This is a genomic window from Halopseudomonas bauzanensis, assembly GCF_900114735.1.
In the GTDB taxonomy this organism is placed as follows: domain Bacteria; phylum Pseudomonadota; class Gammaproteobacteria; order Pseudomonadales; family Pseudomonadaceae; genus Halopseudomonas; species Halopseudomonas bauzanensis.
Map to the genome: position 1 here is coordinate 1,222,334 of NZ_FOUA01000001.1, position 16,263 is coordinate 1,238,596.

The 16,263-nt window shown below is 54.2% G+C and carries 17 protein-coding genes and 1 tRNA gene; 3 read left to right on the forward strand and 15 right to left on the reverse strand.

Annotated elements, in window-relative coordinates; all coding sequences use genetic code 11:
- Position 1: 1 nt before the first annotated feature.
- Positions 2-817 (reverse strand): CoA transferase subunit A, encoded by an 816-nt coding sequence (locus BM267_RS05610; RefSeq protein ID WP_036989075.1) that lies wholly within the window; start codon positions 815-817, stop codon positions 2-4.
- Between the two features lie 145 nt (positions 818-962).
- Here BM267_RS05610 and BM267_RS05615 point away from each other — a divergent pair, with 145 nt between their 5' ends.
- Complete coding sequence (locus tag BM267_RS05615; RefSeq protein WP_074777445.1) at positions 963-1,793, forward strand: IclR family transcriptional regulator domain-containing protein; 831 nt, start codon at positions 963-965, stop codon at positions 1,791-1,793.
- 135 nt (positions 1,794-1,928) lie between these two features.
- Here BM267_RS05615 and BM267_RS05620 read toward each other — a convergent pair whose 3' ends face one another.
- The 8 genes from BM267_RS05620 to mobH all read right to left on the reverse strand — a co-directional run bounded on the left by BM267_RS05620 (position 1,929) and on the right by mobH (position 10,384).
- A complete protein-coding gene (locus BM267_RS05620; protein WP_074777443.1) occupies positions 1,929-2,321 on the reverse strand; it encodes a septal ring lytic transglycosylase RlpA family protein in 393 nt (130 codons plus the stop codon).
- 127 nt (positions 2,322-2,448) lie between these two features.
- A complete protein-coding gene (gene cynS / locus BM267_RS05625) occupies positions 2,449-2,898 on the reverse strand; it encodes a cyanase (protein ID WP_074777441.1) in 450 nt (149 codons plus the stop codon).
- Between the two features lie 67 nt (positions 2,899-2,965).
- The gene (locus BM267_RS05630) at positions 2,966-4,195 is read right to left on the reverse strand and encodes an acetamidase/formamidase family protein (protein WP_074777439.1); all 1,230 of its coding nucleotides are present in this window, start codon (positions 4,193-4,195) and stop codon (positions 2,966-2,968) included.
- A 157-nt stretch (positions 4,196-4,352) separates the two neighbouring features.
- Positions 4,353-5,840 carry a SulP family inorganic anion transporter gene (locus BM267_RS05635; RefSeq protein ID WP_074777437.1) on the reverse strand — a complete coding sequence of 496 codons (1,488 nt, stop codon included), beginning with the start codon at positions 5,838-5,840 and terminating at the stop codon, positions 4,353-4,355.
- A gap of 412 nt (positions 5,841-6,252) precedes the next feature.
- Positions 6,253-6,327 (reverse strand) — tRNA-Thr (locus BM267_RS05640).
- A gap of 209 nt (positions 6,328-6,536) precedes the next feature.
- A complete protein-coding gene (locus BM267_RS05645; protein WP_074777435.1) occupies positions 6,537-7,448 on the reverse strand; it encodes a restriction endonuclease in 912 nt (303 codons plus the stop codon).
- Between the two features lie 271 nt (positions 7,449-7,719).
- A complete protein-coding gene (locus BM267_RS05650; RefSeq protein ID WP_074777433.1) occupies positions 7,720-8,667 on the reverse strand; it encodes a tyrosine-type recombinase/integrase in 948 nt (315 codons plus the stop codon).
- 1 nt (position 8,668) lies between these two features.
- The gene (gene mobH, locus BM267_RS05655; RefSeq protein WP_074777431.1) at positions 8,669-10,384 is read right to left on the reverse strand and encodes a MobH family relaxase; all 1,716 of its coding nucleotides are present in this window, start codon (positions 10,382-10,384) and stop codon (positions 8,669-8,671) included.
- 367 nt (positions 10,385-10,751) lie between these two features.
- On the opposite strand from mobH, the gene BM267_RS05660 reads away from it, so the two are divergent.
- Positions 10,752-10,967: a hypothetical protein gene (locus BM267_RS05660; RefSeq protein ID WP_074777429.1), complete on the forward strand. Its 216-nt coding sequence runs from the start codon at positions 10,752-10,754 to the stop codon at positions 10,965-10,967.
- 109 nt (positions 10,968-11,076) lie between these two features.
- Here BM267_RS05660 and BM267_RS05665 read toward each other — a convergent pair whose 3' ends face one another.
- The 6 genes from BM267_RS05665 to BM267_RS05690 form a co-directional block, all read right to left on the reverse strand.
- Positions 11,077-11,274 (reverse strand): hypothetical protein, encoded by a 198-nt coding sequence (locus tag BM267_RS05665; protein ID WP_074777427.1) that lies wholly within the window; start codon positions 11,272-11,274, stop codon positions 11,077-11,079.
- Between the two features lie 168 nt (positions 11,275-11,442).
- A complete protein-coding gene (locus BM267_RS17045) occupies positions 11,443-12,114 on the reverse strand; it encodes a hypothetical protein (protein ID WP_235818217.1) in 672 nt (223 codons plus the stop codon).
- A 158-nt stretch (positions 12,115-12,272) separates the two neighbouring features.
- Positions 12,273-12,761, reverse strand: a complete 489-nt coding sequence (gene radC, locus BM267_RS05675; protein WP_074777425.1) for a RadC family protein — start codon at positions 12,759-12,761, stop codon at positions 12,273-12,275.
- Between the two features lie 114 nt (positions 12,762-12,875).
- On the reverse strand, positions 12,876-13,313 hold the full coding sequence (locus BM267_RS05680) for an STY4534 family ICE replication protein (RefSeq protein ID WP_083392344.1): 438 nt from the start codon (positions 13,311-13,313) through the stop codon (positions 12,876-12,878).
- A 482-nt stretch (positions 13,314-13,795) separates the two neighbouring features.
- Positions 13,796-14,611: a class I SAM-dependent methyltransferase gene (locus BM267_RS05685; RefSeq protein ID WP_036990115.1), complete on the reverse strand. Its 816-nt coding sequence runs from the start codon at positions 14,609-14,611 to the stop codon at positions 13,796-13,798.
- 91 nt (positions 14,612-14,702) lie between these two features.
- The gene (locus BM267_RS05690; protein WP_074777423.1) at positions 14,703-15,737 is read right to left on the reverse strand and encodes a cytochrome D1 domain-containing protein; all 1,035 of its coding nucleotides are present in this window, start codon (positions 15,735-15,737) and stop codon (positions 14,703-14,705) included.
- Positions 15,738-15,974: 237 nt separating this feature from the next.
- On the opposite strand from BM267_RS05690, the gene BM267_RS05695 reads away from it, so the two are divergent.
- Entirely contained in the window at positions 15,975-16,211 is a 237-nt protein-coding gene (locus tag BM267_RS05695) for a DUF2933 domain-containing protein (protein ID WP_074777421.1), read from the forward strand.
- Positions 16,212-16,263 lie beyond the last annotated feature (52 nt).

Here is a 16,263-nt window from a genome sequence, read left to right on the forward strand (position 1 = left end):
CTCAAGCCGCTCCATTCTCGAATACGTTGTCTTTCAGCCAGGCCTGGAACAGCTCGCGATCACGGCCGATGGCATCCCAATCTTTGTAGAAAGCGTTATCGCGATCGTAGTAGCCCAGCGCATAGGAAGGCGCAGCGCCCTTTTCCGCTACGGCGATGGCGCTGATAGCCCAGGACGGAATGACACAGGCGTTTACCGAAGCGCCCAGGTCGTCGACAACTTCCTCAACGGTGACGATGCTGCGCTTGGCTGCCAGCACCGCTTCTTTCTGCACGCCGACAATACCTTCCACCAGCACGTTGCCCTTGCGGTCAGCACGTTGGGCGTGAATGACCGTCACATCCGGCCGGATCGACGGGATCGCCGCCAGACGCTCACCGGTAAAGGGGCACTCGATGAACTTGATCTGATCGTTGACCTTGGGCAGATCACTGCCGATGTACCCGCGCAATACCGCCAGCGGGAGCCCGGCGGCGCCAGCCTCGTAAGCATTGGCCATGGCCGCGTGGCTATGCTCGACCAACTCGAGAGCGCACGGCCAGCTCTGCTGGACGGCATCGCGCAGGCGATGTAGCGAGCCTACACCCGGATTGCCGCCCCAGGAGAAGATCAGTTTGCTGGCACAGCCGGCACCGATCATCTGGTCGTACACCAGATCCGGAGTCATGCGGATCAGGGTCAGCTCGCGTCTTTGCTGACGGATGATTTCATGGCCCGCGGCGAAGGGAATCAGGTGGGTGAAGCCTTCCATCGCGACGGTATCCCCGTCGTGGATATGCTTTTTCACCGCGTCCTGGAGAGAGAGGAATTCAGCCATTACATATCTCCACTAAGATTAACTGGGCAAGTTCGCATGGCGAACTTTTGTTTTGTATGCGAACATCATGGCGCAACTACTTTCCTTCCGTCAATACCAGCTTTGGGCTTAATCGAAATACGCGCTGATGTTCGCCATGCGAACAATGCTAAGATCGCCTCTGTCATGCATCTCAGGGAGAACGGCTCTGGACAATAAACTTCAACCCGGTGATCGGGATTACGTCGCTGCGTTGGCGTCGGGATTACAGATACTCAGCGCCTTCGATGCCGAGCATCCACGCATGACCCTCACCGAGATGGCCACCCGCACCGATATGGACCGGGCCAAGGCCCGGCGCTTTCTGCTGACCCTGGAAGCCCTGGGTTACGTCAGGCGCAGCGCTCGAGATTTCGAGTTGACCCCCCGGGTTCTGGAGCTGGGGCATGCCTTCCAGGCGTCCAACCAGTACCGCGCCGTCATCCAGCACTACCTACAGGACATCACCGCCGAAATCGGCGAGTCGTCCTCGCTCAGCGTGCTGGATGGGGTCGATGTGGTGTATGTGGTGCGTTCGGCAGCACCGCACCGGTTGATGGCAATCAGCCTGTCGGTCGGTACACGACTACCCGCTGCCTATACGTCCATGGGCCGGGTATTGCTCGCGCAACTGCCGGAGGCGAAGCTTGATAGCCTGTTGCAGCAGGTGAAATTGCGCGCCCACACGCCCCATTCGCTGGTCGACATGGATGCGCTGCGCGCGGAGATAGCGCAGGTCAGGGAGCGAGGTTATTCCCTGGTCGACCAGGAACTGGACCTGGGCTTGCGCTCGGTGGCGACGCCGGTGTTCGCCAGCAATGGTGATTTGCTCGGCGCCATCAATATCAGTACCAATGCCGCACGGGTACCCCTTGAGGTGTTGCTGGATGATTATCTGCCGCGCCTGCGCCGCCTGGCCGATACCGTGCAGAAAACTGTGCGTTCTGCGACAGGCTAGTGTCGGTTTCACGCGCGGCCAAGCTGGGTGTACTGCTGGGCTCGGTGGCCGCTGCTGCATAGGGGATGATCTGGGGCGTGCTCTATGCCCGTCGCTTGGACGGAGCAGAGAGCAATGTTCAGGCGGCCACCCGAACTACTTGATGACCTCCATCCTGACTTTCAGCAGGCCTGCGGAGGTATCACCGATACTGGCAAAGGCCGAACGAGAAAGATCGATAACCCGACCACGGACAAATGGCCCTCGGTCGTTAATGCGCACCACCACGCTTCTACCATTTCGCACATTGGTCACCCTGACCTGTGAGCCGAACGGCAGTGTCCGGTGTGCTGCCGTGTTCTGGCGGGCTTTGTAGCGCTCGCCGCTGGCGGTCTTCCGGTTCTCGTAGCGGTCGGCATAGAACGACGCCTGACCTGATTCTGTATGCCCCACCCAGTTGCCGCCAGCACCCGACCCGGGCATGCTGCTGCACCCGGATATCACAGCCAGCACCACCAGCAGGACGAGTGCCTTGATAGTTAATTGCATTAAATACCTTTCAAACTCATTGCGTTGGAAACAACCTCATCAGGGACAGCTTGCGCTGTCGTGGTTAACTGACACCGGACGCTGCGTTAAGTTTTCTTCCGCAGCATCCGATTGCTGAAAGCTATACTCAGTAGCTCTTGTAAGGCAGGAATTTGCCCGACAGTACCACGTTGACCCGGTCCCCCTTCGGATCAGCCTGGCGCTGGATATCCATGGAGAAATCGATGGCGCTCATGATGCCATCACCGAATTCCTCATGGATAAGCTCCTTGATGGTAGTGCCGTAGACGCTGACGATCTCGTACCAGCGGTAGATAAGCGGATCAGAGGGCACCGCGCTGGGCAATGACCCTTTGTACGGCACGATCTGCAGCCAGGCTATGGCTTCGTCAGGCAACTCGAATAACTGGCCCAGCGCCTCGGCCTGCGCCTTGTCAAAGGTCATCTGACCCAGACAACCCGCGGTCACGAACTCCTTGGATAGCCCTACCACCTCCGCTGCCTCCCGCCATTGCAGGCCTTTGCGGACCTTGCTGGCGAGGATCATACGGGTCACTTCTTCTCGGCTTGAAATCATGCTTTGCTCCTCGACTCGGGATCAGGTGTAAGTTGCTCTTGATTCGCTGTGAAAAAAGCGACGGCTGTCACGGCTGGAATTCACTGAAGTCCGCCTTGCGGATCATGGAATTGATGCCTTTGGTCTTGTCGACTACCTGGGACACCTGGAAGTCAGTCGCTGCGCTGAGATAGGCGTAGGCGACGGTCTCGTCCACGCCGTACTGCTCGACAAGGAACCGGATAGCTTCACGCGTGGACTTTTTCATTGCCTCGTCCAGGTCCTCGTCCAGGCCCAGGGTAATCCAGAAATCGTCTGTTTCACCCATGGGCTGGGAGAGCTGTTTGCCAGGGATGTCACTGGCCCCACCCTTCAGCAGCGTCAAACGAAAGGTGGCACGCGCCGAGCCTTCCAGCGCGGTCAAGGCGACCTCGCCGTCACCTTGCACGAAGTGGCTGTCACCGGTGTAGAACAGGGCACCCGGAACCGCAACGGGGTAATAGGCTGTCGCACCCGCACCGAAGTCGTTTACATCCACGTTACCGCCGTAGTGGGCCGGGGGCACGGAGTGGACGGGTTCATCGGTATCGGCGGCCACCCCCATGATCCCCATGAAAGGTTGCAGCGGAAACTTGATCTTCCTGCCATCGCCGCCGTCCAGCACTCCGACGTATCCGTTCTCACTCCATTCAATGGGTGTGAATATCGACAGATTACCGTACCGCTCTGGATGCTCGGCACTGGCATCAGCCTGAGCCGGGGTCTTCGGATACTCACCCGGCAGCGCGCCCTTGCCGTGCCGGTTTGAAATGACACCATAGGGAACGCGCGGCTCGACCGCCAGGATCTCCACCTTGAGCACGTCGCCCGGCTCGGCGCCTTCGATGGCAACCGGGCCGGTCACCACATGCGGGCCATCCTTGCTGAAATCATGGGCACGGTCCGAGGCGGTCAAGGCGATAGCCTCGGCCAGAACATGCTCGTGCTTGACGCCATGCGACCCGAAATACGCGGCAGGGTCGCGACCCTGATCTTCCAACAGACCTTCGTGGGACACCGTGTCAAAGGTGACCACGCTGCCGGATGGAACAGTCAATACCGGCTTGGCGGTGCGGTTCGGGAGATACCCCCAGATCACGTTATCCAAGGAAGACGGTACGTAGAAATTCCCGGCATATTCCCCCTGCTCCAGTTGAGTAGCGGTGTCGGAAAGCTGCTCGAGAATGGCGAATGGCTCTGGAGAATCGGCATGCACGGCGACAGCCAAAGGAAGCAGAGCGAAAGGGAGCAAGCGGGTAAAACGATTGCGAATAGACATGGATCGTCCTCATTGAATGGATCAACAGGGACGGAGCAATATCTGTGCCGCCTCGCCAAGACTTGATTTAGAGGCTTGGCGGCTGAGAGCTTGCGTTGAAATGGAGCATGATGAAAATCAGTGCATCAAGGTTGGGCTTGCATTCCGAGTACCCTCCTCAGTGGCCCATAAGCTTGTCGACAGCATCCGGTTTGTCATGGACGCCAAAGCGGTCAATGATGGTCGCGCTTGCCTGGTTGAGTCCCAGCACCTCTACTTCCGTCCGTTCACGCCGGAATTTGAGAATGACCTTATCGAGTGACGAAACAGCAGTGATATCCCAGAAATGGGCGTTGTTCAGATCGATAGTGACCTTCTCCAACACCTCCTTGAAGTCGAAGGCGGAGACGAACTTATCCGAGGAACTGAAGAAAACCTGGCCCACAACTCGGTAGATTCGCTGCTTCCCCTCTTTGTCCTGCGTCGAGGTGATTTCCATATAGTGCCCCACCTTGTTGGCGAAGAACAAAGCAGCCAGCAGCACGCCCGCCAGCACACCGAATGCAAGGTTATGGGTGACTACGACCACGGCGACCGTCACCAGCATGACGATATTGGTCGACAGCGGGTACTTCTTCAGGTCCGTGATGGAAGACCAGTTGAAGGTGCCGATCGAGACCATGATCATCACAGCGACCAGGGCAGCCATGGGAATCTGACTGACCCAGTCGCTGAGAAACACCACCAGAATCAACAGCACAGCGCCGGCCACCAGGCAGGACAATCGTGTGCGCCCGCCCGACTTCACGTTGATCACCGACTGACCAATCATGGCGCAACCGGCCATACCGCCAATGAGCCCGGAAGCGATATTGGCTACGCCCTGGCCCTTGCACTCACGGTTCTTGTCACTGGTGGTGTCGGTCAGGTCATCGACAATGGCTGCGGTCATCATGGACTCCAGCAGACCAACCACCGCCAGCGCAGCGGAATAGGGAAAAATGATGGCCAGCGTCTCGAAAGTCAGCGGGACATCCGGCCAGAGAAATACCGGCAGAGTATCCGGCAGCTCACCCATGTCACCCACCGTACGGATATCCAGCCCAAGGTAAAGAGACACAGCGGTAAGTGTCAGGATGCATACCAAGGGAGACGGAATCAGCTTGCCCACTCGGGGTAAATAAGGAAAAAGGTAGATGATTCCCAGACCGGCCGCGGTCATCGCATAGACATGCCAGGTAACGCCGGTCAGCTCAGGCAATTGCGCCATGAAAATGAGGATCGCCAGGGCGTTAACAAAGCCGGTAACGACCGAGCGCGAAACAAACCGCATCAACGAACCCAGTTTCAGGTAACCAGCCAGTATCTGCAGCACGCCACACAGCAAGGTTGCGGCAAGCAGATACTCAAGGCCGTGATTCTTTACCAGGGTCACCATCAACAAGGCCATAGCACCGGTCGCCGCCGAAATCATGCCGGGACGCCCACCCACAAAGGCAATTACCACGGCGATACAGAATGAGGCGTAAAGCCCGACCTTGGGGTCGACACCAGCGATGATGGAAAACGCGATTGCTTCAGGAATGAGTGCAAGGGCAACAACGAGACCCGCCAGAATGTCCCCGCGGATATTGGAGAACCAGTCTTGTTTCAGTGATAGAAGCATTGTATTTCTCAACTGCATGAGTCGGCGACGCAGCACGGCTTGAACCGGACGCAATGGATCGACATGACATTTTCAAAAAGATTAGAGATGCTGCGTAGGAGCGGAGCTCTCATGCACAGCGAGACAAAACCACTGGACTGTCCAGGGTCGCTTACAGCGGAGGGGGCTGGGCGCTATGGCGGCGTTAGCTGCCGTTCAATGTGAAGCTGGGTAGTCATCTTCAAACTGTCTTCCGAAATTCTAGAGGGGCTGACTATACAGAAGCCGCAAGAGATTATCGACCCGATCCCAGGCGGCTCGGGTATCGCCAAACTGGCGCTTGCTTGATGGCGTGTCAGGTCCTCACCGCCACCCTCATGTCCAATCTGCCCAAAACAAAAAAGGCCCGCATTTCTGCGAGCCTTTTCAATGATGGTGCCGGCACCAAGAGTCGAACTCGGGACCTACTGATTACAAGTCAGGCCCTGACCTTAAATGTGTCTACGGCTACTGCCGCTAATCCACAATGTTGCTGAGAAAGATCATAATCGACCTTGAGCGAATGTCAAGAATCAGCGGGCTAGCGCACCCAAACAGTCAGCGGAATGTGCGCGACTGGCGTCTCGTGAAGGGTCACAGATCAGGGGACGGTCAGCTTCAGACTTGTATTTCCCTGAACATTTTTAGCATTCCATTGCAGCTGAATTAAGAACGATTTCAGTCCTCGTTGAAATAATCCGTATCCAAGTGTTTGATCTCATAGACCTGTTTAACGCTGCATCCGAGGTTATTCTCAACCATCAGCCGAGCCAACTCTATTCCGTCGATCAGCACAACCTTGATATCCAGGCTGAGCGCTGCTTCGCGCGCGCCGGTGGAAAAGTCCGAGGTTGTGATGAACACGCCCTTACGAGCGCGCTGGCGGGTCAAGGCTCCGATGAATTTATCGATCTCGGGGCGGTGTACAGTATTACTCCAGCGTTTTGCCTGAAGGTAAATCACATCCAGGCCGAGCTTGTCTTCCTTGATGATGCCATCTATGCCGTCATCCCCTGTGGCCTGAGTAGCGCTGCCGGCCTCCTTGCGCGAGCCGCCGTAGCCCATGGCGATCATAAGATCCACTACCAGGAGCTCAAAGAAACCAGGCGAGGCAGCGCGAACCTGGGCCAGTAACTCATCCGCCAGTGACTGAGTCAATGCTTGATGGGCGCTGGTCAGCTGCTCGTCAGGTGTGGCCTGTTCTAACGGCTCGCTAGGTTGCGGACTGACGCTGCTGTCGGCCGGGCGTGCTGTGTGGAAACTTGCGAACTCGGGATACCGCTTGAGCCAAGTAACAGTTATGCGCTCTGGGCCGGTGCTGAGAGCTTCCAAGCCACGCTCGGTAATCTGCACCATGCCCTTGGCCGGGATACTCAGCAGCCCAGCCTTGTTCAGGTAGGTACGCGCCCAGCCAATGCGGTTGTTGATCACAGTTTGCTTACCTGAGGGCAGGCGCTCGTGCAGCTCCGCATCGCTAAGATGAAAGCCGCTGGCGACTTGTTCACGCAGGCTACTCAATGCCAATGGTGTACCATCGGCTACGGTCGCCAGCACTGGTCGCATGAGACTCTGAAAATCTGGAATTGCCATGCATTTCGTTCCTTGTCTATGCCTGCAGATGTCCTACGCACATGCTGGACAGGGCGATATCTCTCCGAAGGCATGATGCCAGACAGTAGTGGCTAAGGGTACAAAGAGCAGGATTGTCGTTGCGGAAGTAGTGGGATTAAAAGCGGCAGCAATAATGGGCTGCGCTCATGTCGACAAAGAAACTGTAGGTCTAAAAATGCAGGCTGAGTGCCTGCTCACCAGCCGAGATTGAGCGATTCCATTCGCTCGTGAGGTGGGGCAAGGCTCAGCGTTACGCCTCGGACCGCTGCATCAAATAATTTCTCAGCTTATCAACCGGCACATCCACATAGACCATCGTGGACCGGATATCCGAATGCCCCATCAACAGCTGGGTCAGGTGAATATCCGCGTTATCACCGGCCATCAGCTCGGTAGCGAAGCTGTGGCGGAATCGGTGCGGAGAGATTGTCATGTCCAGCTTGCGAGATAACCGGGTGAAAAACATGCCCACCTGCCAGGTGTTCATTGTTTCGAGCCGGTGCCTCTTGCTGTGAAGGTTCACATTGAACAGCTGGTCAGACGGCTTCGCACCTCTGCGCACCGCTTGGTCCAACAGGTGGTCCAGCAACGGAATCAACTCCCTGTGCAGCGGTAGCAGGCTTTCTTTCGAGTTCTTTGCCCCTTCCGCCGAACATATAAAGCGGGCGTTCCGCAGGTCGATGTCATGCAGCTTGATGCATAGCAGTTGCCTCTGTCTTATGCCGGTGTGGTAAAGCATCTCCACCACCACCAGCCAGAACCAGGCCGGATGGATATAAGCACCCCGAGGCTCGCCTTTCTCCTCAAGATCCATGCAATACCTGAGCAGCTGTCGTATTTTTGATATAGCCCCGTCCGGTAGCGTTTTGGTCTTTAGTATGGGGGGCTTCAGATTGACCCGAAGAAAAGGGTTCTCTGTAACGTACCCCCGCTCAATTCCAAAGTTGTAGAGGGCCTTCAAGTGTCGACTATATGTATTCCAGCTTACTTCGGAGATGCCCTCAGGCCTCCCCGGGCGCTTTACAACCGTTGCCCGCCAAGCCAATACCTGCTGCTTGGTAACCTCTGCCGGATAATCAGTTTTTATGTGTCTCTTCATCACACGAACGCACATGGCATAGCCTGACTGTGTTTTCAGAGAAGACCAGCGTTCCGTGAACAGCTCGGTCATTAGCTCATCAAACGTTAAACCGTGCACATCAATTTCCTTCTCGAAGTTCGAGATAAATATTGTTTGCAGGAGGAACGCCCAGGATGTCAGGTTTACTGAGCAGCACTCCCTTGAGGGTGCTGGTCTTACCGCTGGGGCCAGCGACGGATACAGTAACGATATTTCGCTTTTCTGGACCTGGACAGCGGACATGTAACTTCTTTTTTTGGAACCGGATTTGAACCTGTTCCCATGCCCCATCGTGTCCGTAACGGTCTACACAGTATTTCTTGAAGATATTCGGGCTCACCAGGAACCATGAACCGGCCACAACATGGACAACGGCCTTGGCGTGGTTAACCCCGAGTTTCTTGGAGTGAATGCCTTCCCTTACCCAAGAGATAAATTCATCCCCTTGGTCGTGAGCTACTTCGCCGATCTTCTCAGTTTCACCATGTAGCCGCTGGTGCGTTGCTTGTGGAACCAGCGGCAACGACGCATCAGCGGCGGGAATTACATTCCCACCAAGCTCATCGGAAATCAACCGATTCCTCGTATCGCCGATACTTGCCCCTGTCTCCAGCGCTGGATCGCTTGAATCCATGCTCTGCTCAACGTCTGGGGACGTCACGACAGCTTTAGCTTCCGGGCGCTCGTCTCCCGCTGCCCAGATGAGCGACGGAGTTGCTTTGAGCAAATGCAGTTTGGAGGTACTCCATTCACCGACTTTCACAGTGCAGCCAGACCACACTGCCAATCCTTCAGGGTTTGGCAATACCAGGCCATGCGCGAGCATTTCATCGTATAAACGACTTTCATCTGCCGGGACGCCGGGTATCCCCTGTTCATATAGGTACGTCTTAAGCGAACGCGGCACCGTTGGTGTGACAAACCAAACAGCATCTTCGGACAAGAAAACGGCGGAACCTTTAGTCCCATTCAATGGCAAGCGCTCACTTTTCACGAGATGCCGAAGGGCATCGATCAACTTTCTTTGAAGGGACTGTTTGGGTGCGGCATCGAGCCGCCGCAGATCGCCGCCCATCGCCTTGCTCACACTACTTTTATCGGCTTGATGAACAATCTCGCCGACAATGCCAGCCCGCTCCATATGGCCAGAGATCGAATACATCACCTGTCCAAACAAAACTGCATCGCTATACAACCAATCCAGCACCGCCCCGCCTAGAATGTCACGGGCAAAAAGAGCGCCGGTTGCTGCATGTAGGTGGTAATCACGACCTGACTTGTAGCGCACGCGATAAGTCCCTGGGATGGGACCATTCCACAAACGCCACAACGAGCCATCCTGCAACAAGATATCGACATCCACAGCCGCTTTTGACACGTCATGCAGTAGTGCAGCGTACAGAATACCCATGCTCCACAGCTCGCCTACCGATACCTGATCCTCTGGTCTGGCTCCCGCGGGCAATAAATGCTTCCGGCGAATTCGGAGGGCATAACACATGATCTCCAGTCCATGATCCAGCATTCCACCCGGGTAAGAATGATGATGAGATTCAGACGCAGGAAGTAGCTGAACAAATGCAGCGTAACGTTCTATCGGTGCCATAACGTAGGTATCGAACGTAGCCCTCGGTATTGCGCTCATCTCATACAGCAGCTGCAACAGGCCCCGGCGGTATGGAGTGCCCAACAGATCATTGGCTGTTTGCAGGCGCGACCATTGAGGGTCTGTCACCTCCTCAATGTCTTCGTCCAGCCCGAATACAAGACGCCTCAGGATAGCCTGCATTGTCATGATCACTCCGTAATGCACCTGTGTTCAGGGTTACTACAGCGTAATCTTCTGGCCAAGCACAGGGGAAATGAAATACCCATTTCTGGTATTTCTTTAGCAGCTTGACAGGAGCTCAAAGCAATCCAATTATTGTCTGGCAACCGTCGTCCACGGCCGGTGATCGTGGAACCCTCAGCGCAATGAAGCGCTACCCTTTGAACGACTGCGCATTCTGAAAAGTCGACGGCGCTCTGCAGCGCTGAATGCTATTCAAACCAACCCAGACGGGCCTTTCCCGCCTGGGCAGGGTCTCGTCATATTCCCACCCGATTGGCAATCGCAAGCCGCCTTGGCGCTTGCGTGTCCCACGTTACTCAGGAGTATTCACATGACCCCGTTATTGCTTGGTATCTCCGGCTTAATCAACGCAGCAAAAATGCACCTCAATAACCCTTTGGCTGAAAACAGAGACTGGTCAGACTACGAGACGCCGGCTTTTTCCCGCCGGAGCGGCGTCAGCCTGGAGCAATGGTACAAAGCGAAGTTCAACGATAACCCTCCGCAGCGGTACCGGCTGCGAGGATCACTGGATCAATTGATTTAACCCAACCTTCCCTCCTTGGTATTACCACCCAGACGGAGCAAGACTGTTCCTGTCTGGGTGTCCCTCACCGCATGAATGGAGAGTTGCTGACCGCACCGGTCCCAACTTCCTATAGGCGCTTCATGAATATTTTCTTTATGTAGTCATAGCTCTCCAATGTGTCCTCGCCGGCGTCCTGACTCTCGTACCAGAAAGCGGCATCGAATTCTGCCCAGAAGTCTTCAAAGCTTTCGAATTCCCTGACGCTGCGCCCACCGAGAACATCATCAACTGCTTCTACCAGATATGAATTGCTAGCCTGGCTCATGTCATCAGTCCTCATTTGACTGGTTTAATGAAACGTAAAACCACCACGGCTTTAGCTGACAAAAAGATGGCCACCGACTGGTGGCCATCTTTATTTTTTTTGCTGCAGATATCCGATCAGAGACGAAGATCCTCGGATGCATCAATAGAGAATATTCGCCGCTTTCAGCTAATAATCGGAAGGCAACAACAAGGTTGTTACGCTGCGGTCTCCTTCAGTGATGACCCATAGCTTGGGCGACCCCTCTACCGGAATCACATAACTGGAGAACAACTGACCGTGCTCATCTAACGCCAACAGGTTTACTGCCTTGTCCTCGTCACAAAGATCTCCCCAATCCCCAGCCAGGTGCCGCTGCAGGTACGGGTACGGATTAACCAGACCTCGACGCACGAGTTCATATACAGCGCGCGTCATGACCACCTTCCCAGTGGGAATTAAAGCTGCATCACGCTCTTGCACTGAATGCGCAGGGGCACGCTGGCGATGGATCTCACGCAGCTTAGCGCGCCACTCAGGGTTATTGCCGTCTGGAGTAATATCGAGAAAATGCAGCGGGCATCCGTAGTAGAACGGCCCCATCTCTTCCGGTATAGACTTGTGCCCCCAGAGGCCATCCGCACACGCAAGCAGCTCGCAGACTATGAAGGTGTAGTCGTCGCCGACGGCGTTGTCATTCACCACCCCGGCAATCTTCAGCTTCAGTCTCACCACCATCCACAGCTCGTTGCCCACCAAAGCATGCTGCAACACCTTACGGTTACGAATATAGTTTCTGTCAGGAGCTAGCAGCTTTTGAATCAAATCCATTCTATTGCGATATGAAAATAACCATCCCATGAAATGAATCCTCATGAAGTGGCCGGAGTCCCTTACCGGGAACCCCGGCAGGGTGTAGATATAAATGCCCTACGACGCCATGGCGCTGTAGTCAGACCTATGCTTAAAACGGATCAGATGACGATCCGTTGACTGTGGATCCATGTAACAACCCTTGGTCATATCAGTCCTTGCTCAGCAAACGAAGCAGTTTCAGTGCCGGCAACGATGATGTGATCCAGAACGCGGATATCTACAGATCCCATAGCCTGAACCAAACGATGAGTCAGCCGTTTATCAGCTTCACTGGGAGAAGGCGAGCCACTGGGGTGATTGTGGGAAAAGATCACTGCGGCGGCGTTAACACGCAACGCTTCCTTGACCACCTCCCTTGGATACACAGCAGCCTGATCAATCGTGCCCCTGAATAGCTCGGTACAAGCAATCAAGCGATGCTGGTTATCGAGAAATAGTGCAACGAATACTTCGTGTTCATAGTTAACCATCTGGACCCAAAGATATTCTTTGACAGCACTTGGGGCGGTGAAGGCTGTTCCGCGGCGGAACTTTTGCTGCATGGCATCCCGAGCAGCTTCGAACACCTGATCCATGGTTGCCGGGGCGTAATGTCCCTGCGGATTTTCCACCAACAATTGTTTTGAAAGCATGTCGATTCTCCGAACAGAAATAAGGGGAGAATCATCACGCCCGCCGGGAGTGAGATTGCTCCCCGATGGGTTTGAGTGTATTGAATATGAAAGGGCGGTTGCTCTGCCCTGAAATCAGGCTACCTCTTGCTCCTGTTCAGGCATGGCAGTGACCGCTTTGGCCTGGTAGACCATCTTGCCGTTTATCTTGATCCAGCCGATATACAGCAGTCGACCTTTCAGTGAAACACCGGCCTGACCCTGCTTGGGGCCATTCTGGTAGGTAAAAACATCCGGCCAGATGTCACCAATCCGGAAGCCAACCAGAACCTTCATTTCAGCATCTACCGCTTGTTGGCAACGACGAATCTGCTTTTCAGCCTCTTCGCCGACAACATTGCAATCAACGTAGGTGTACTCGACAGCATCAGTCGCCCCCTTCAGAGCGGCGACGGTCACAGCCATGAAAGGTTTTCCCTTGCGCGGAGTCACCTCCCGCAGGCGATTGAGGTAACCGATACCAGTGGTGTGAAGGTCAAAGTATTTGGTTTCTGAGGTTTGAGTAGCGCTCATGGCAATTCTCCGATTTCTGAACGTGCTGAAAAGCGGAGACAGCTTTTCCCTTGCAGGGAAAGCATTCCCCGCAAGGTGGGTACCGCGGATTTGAGGTCAAGCGATAAAGCGTGATGAGACGAGCATTCAGCACCGGGTGCTGGCGGCTTTTCGGAATGCGCAGCCGCTCAAAGGAGGCGCTTCTCAGCGCTAAGGGCTCCACGATTACCGGGCGTGGACGACGGAATACATGAGTGATGATTGTCGAACAGCCAGAGGTTGTCAAGGTCGTGGCAGTCACACTGCGCTGGAAATGCTTTGCCTTCATTAGGCTCGAATGCGAAAGAAAACCGCTAGCTTTTGATAAAACGGCTGTTTTGGCCAAGAGGCAAAGATTGTATACCTGTCTAACATCAAGGCAGACGCGAACCCAGTGTTTGAAAGCCCCGTAAACCGATAGCGTCTTCTGCTTTATCTAGGTAAACGATGACACTGGCTCGCTGTCAACTCAGAACCACAATATGCGTGCTCATGTCGAAAACCAAAACTCCTCCTTCCGCAAACCCCTGCACGGCCGCAAGCGTATCGCTAGTCACCTTCTCTATGAGGGCAAGACGGCTTGTAGCATCCATGTTTGCAAATGATGGAATCGAAGTAGCAGCCCCTAATATTGAAATTTGTACAAATTTTTCAGGTTCAGGAATTCGGACAGGTAAAGTTATAGCGGCGACCTGCACATCTTTGAATTGGGTGCTGAATAATTGATGCAGCGTTTCTTCATTACCCAAAGAAAACGCGATATCCAAATCAGCAACTGGCACATCAAGATGCTTTGAAATTGAAGAAAACAGGATTTGGAATAAGGGCTGCTGGTTTAACGACTGCCATACGCTGACAACTACTTTACCACCGGAACGCAGTACCCGTCGCATTTCGAGCACAGCTGCAGGCTGGTCTGGGAAAAACTGAAACCCTTGTTGGCAGAAAATAATATCGAATTCGTTATCCGGAAGGTCGAGCTGCGTGGCATCCCCTGAGTGCCAGATGATGGCGGCCCCGTCCGGAATCTGTTGTTTGCTGCCGACCTTCAACATGTCTGGATTTATATCGACCGCAACAACGCGACCATCCTCCCCGGCCAGCGGCGCAACCTGCCTTGCCACACTACCCGTACCGCATGCCAGATCCAGAACATGGTCACCTGGCTGGGGGGAAACCAGGTCAAGCAGCACGCGTGCCCACGGATCTGCAATATTCCGGCTGAGATAGCGTTCGTATACCTCTGCGGGCCCCAGGTTTGGTTGAAATTGTCTATCCATCATCTGACTCCTCTACTGAATATTCGGCCCGGCCTTCAGGTTGGACTGAAGGCCGGGCTGCTTTAGCTTTATCGAAGCTGGTAGGAGATAACTAACGAACGCTGCGATAGGTGATGCCATTCGGATTTGGGCCAACCAAAAACGTGGCGATTACCTTTTCTTTCCTTACATCAATGGCGCTTACCGTATTATCCACGTTATTGGTGACGAACATAAAATCTCCGTCATCACTGGCCACCAGACCGTGCGCCCCTTTCCCCGTTACTATCGTACTCACAACTGTCCTGTTGTTTGTATCAATTACAGTAACACTATCATCTGGGTCGGCCGCATCGCCCTGGTTCGCGACATACATTTTAGCGTCTGATGCGGCGAATAGCTGGATAGGGTTGCGTCCTACGCTAACACGATCGACCACTTTTCTCGTCTCGGCATCTATGATCGCCACCTTATTTTCATCCCGCAATGACACATAAACGTATTTACCATCCGGCGTGTATGCTACTTGAACGGGAGCTTGGCCCACATGGATTCGTGCCGCTTCCTTGAGATTTTCTGTATCTATAACTGACACGCTATTATCAGTGACGTTAGCGATATAAAGCTCATCACCATCCGGGCTCAGGCGTAAGCCATGGGGGTAACTTCCAGTCTCAACTTCTGCAACAACGGTTTTCCTCTGCGTATCAACGACCGTCAAAATATCATTATCCGCATTTGTGATGTAGGCATAGCGCCCGTCCTGACTGGTTACGACGTGGGCAGGATGACTGCCTGAAGGAAGAGCCTCCAGTACATTTTCCGGCTGCTCAGGATCCATCAGCAGTAACCCCTTTGCACCACCTTCCGCTTGGCCATGGCCACCATGACCGCCTTGCTCTTTCGATCCCGATTTCGGGCTACCTACAGCGAGTAATATCTGCCCATCAGGGGATATCTGAACATTATGAGGCACGATGGAAATAGCTGTAGTGCTCACAGCCCCTGTTCGCAGCTCAATTGCACTGATTGAGCCGTCACCCTCATTGGCACTATAGACAACGGCATTGGGCATGGATGCCGCATGACCCGTACCGATGGAGAGGGCTAATGAAACCGCTACGAGGGTAGGACGAAGCTTAAGCATAGTATAAATCTCCAGGACAAAATGGGATTAGGTATGTTCTATGCAAACAATAGTTGGCAATTTCTGTCTGGAGGATGACTTCTTAATTACCGTTCTGTCATATAGCCGCGGCGTAGTGAGGTAGCAGAAGCCGCCCTGGGTTACAAAGTTGTAATAGAAGGGCAATCATCCTGACAGGCGCTACAGGATAAAGTTGACACTGCCACGCCATGCCAGCCCCCTGTCAGGAGAGAAAATATGAAATGCGATATTAAAACGATGTTGAAGGCTGGTATTTGGCTAGCAGCCCTTGTTACTGGTGCCTATTTGGTATTTCCTGGCGCCCGCGAATGGCTTATAGGAATGAGTCCTTTCCTACTCTTACTTCTGTGCCCATTGATGATTATTTTCATAATAATGGGCATACGATCGTGCCATGCGGACACACACAACAAGGATGAAAAGCGAAGCGCTAGCGGTGATAAAACATTTTGAAGAATAACGAGCCAACTCAATTACAGAGCTGATTTAACGCCGCTCATCACGC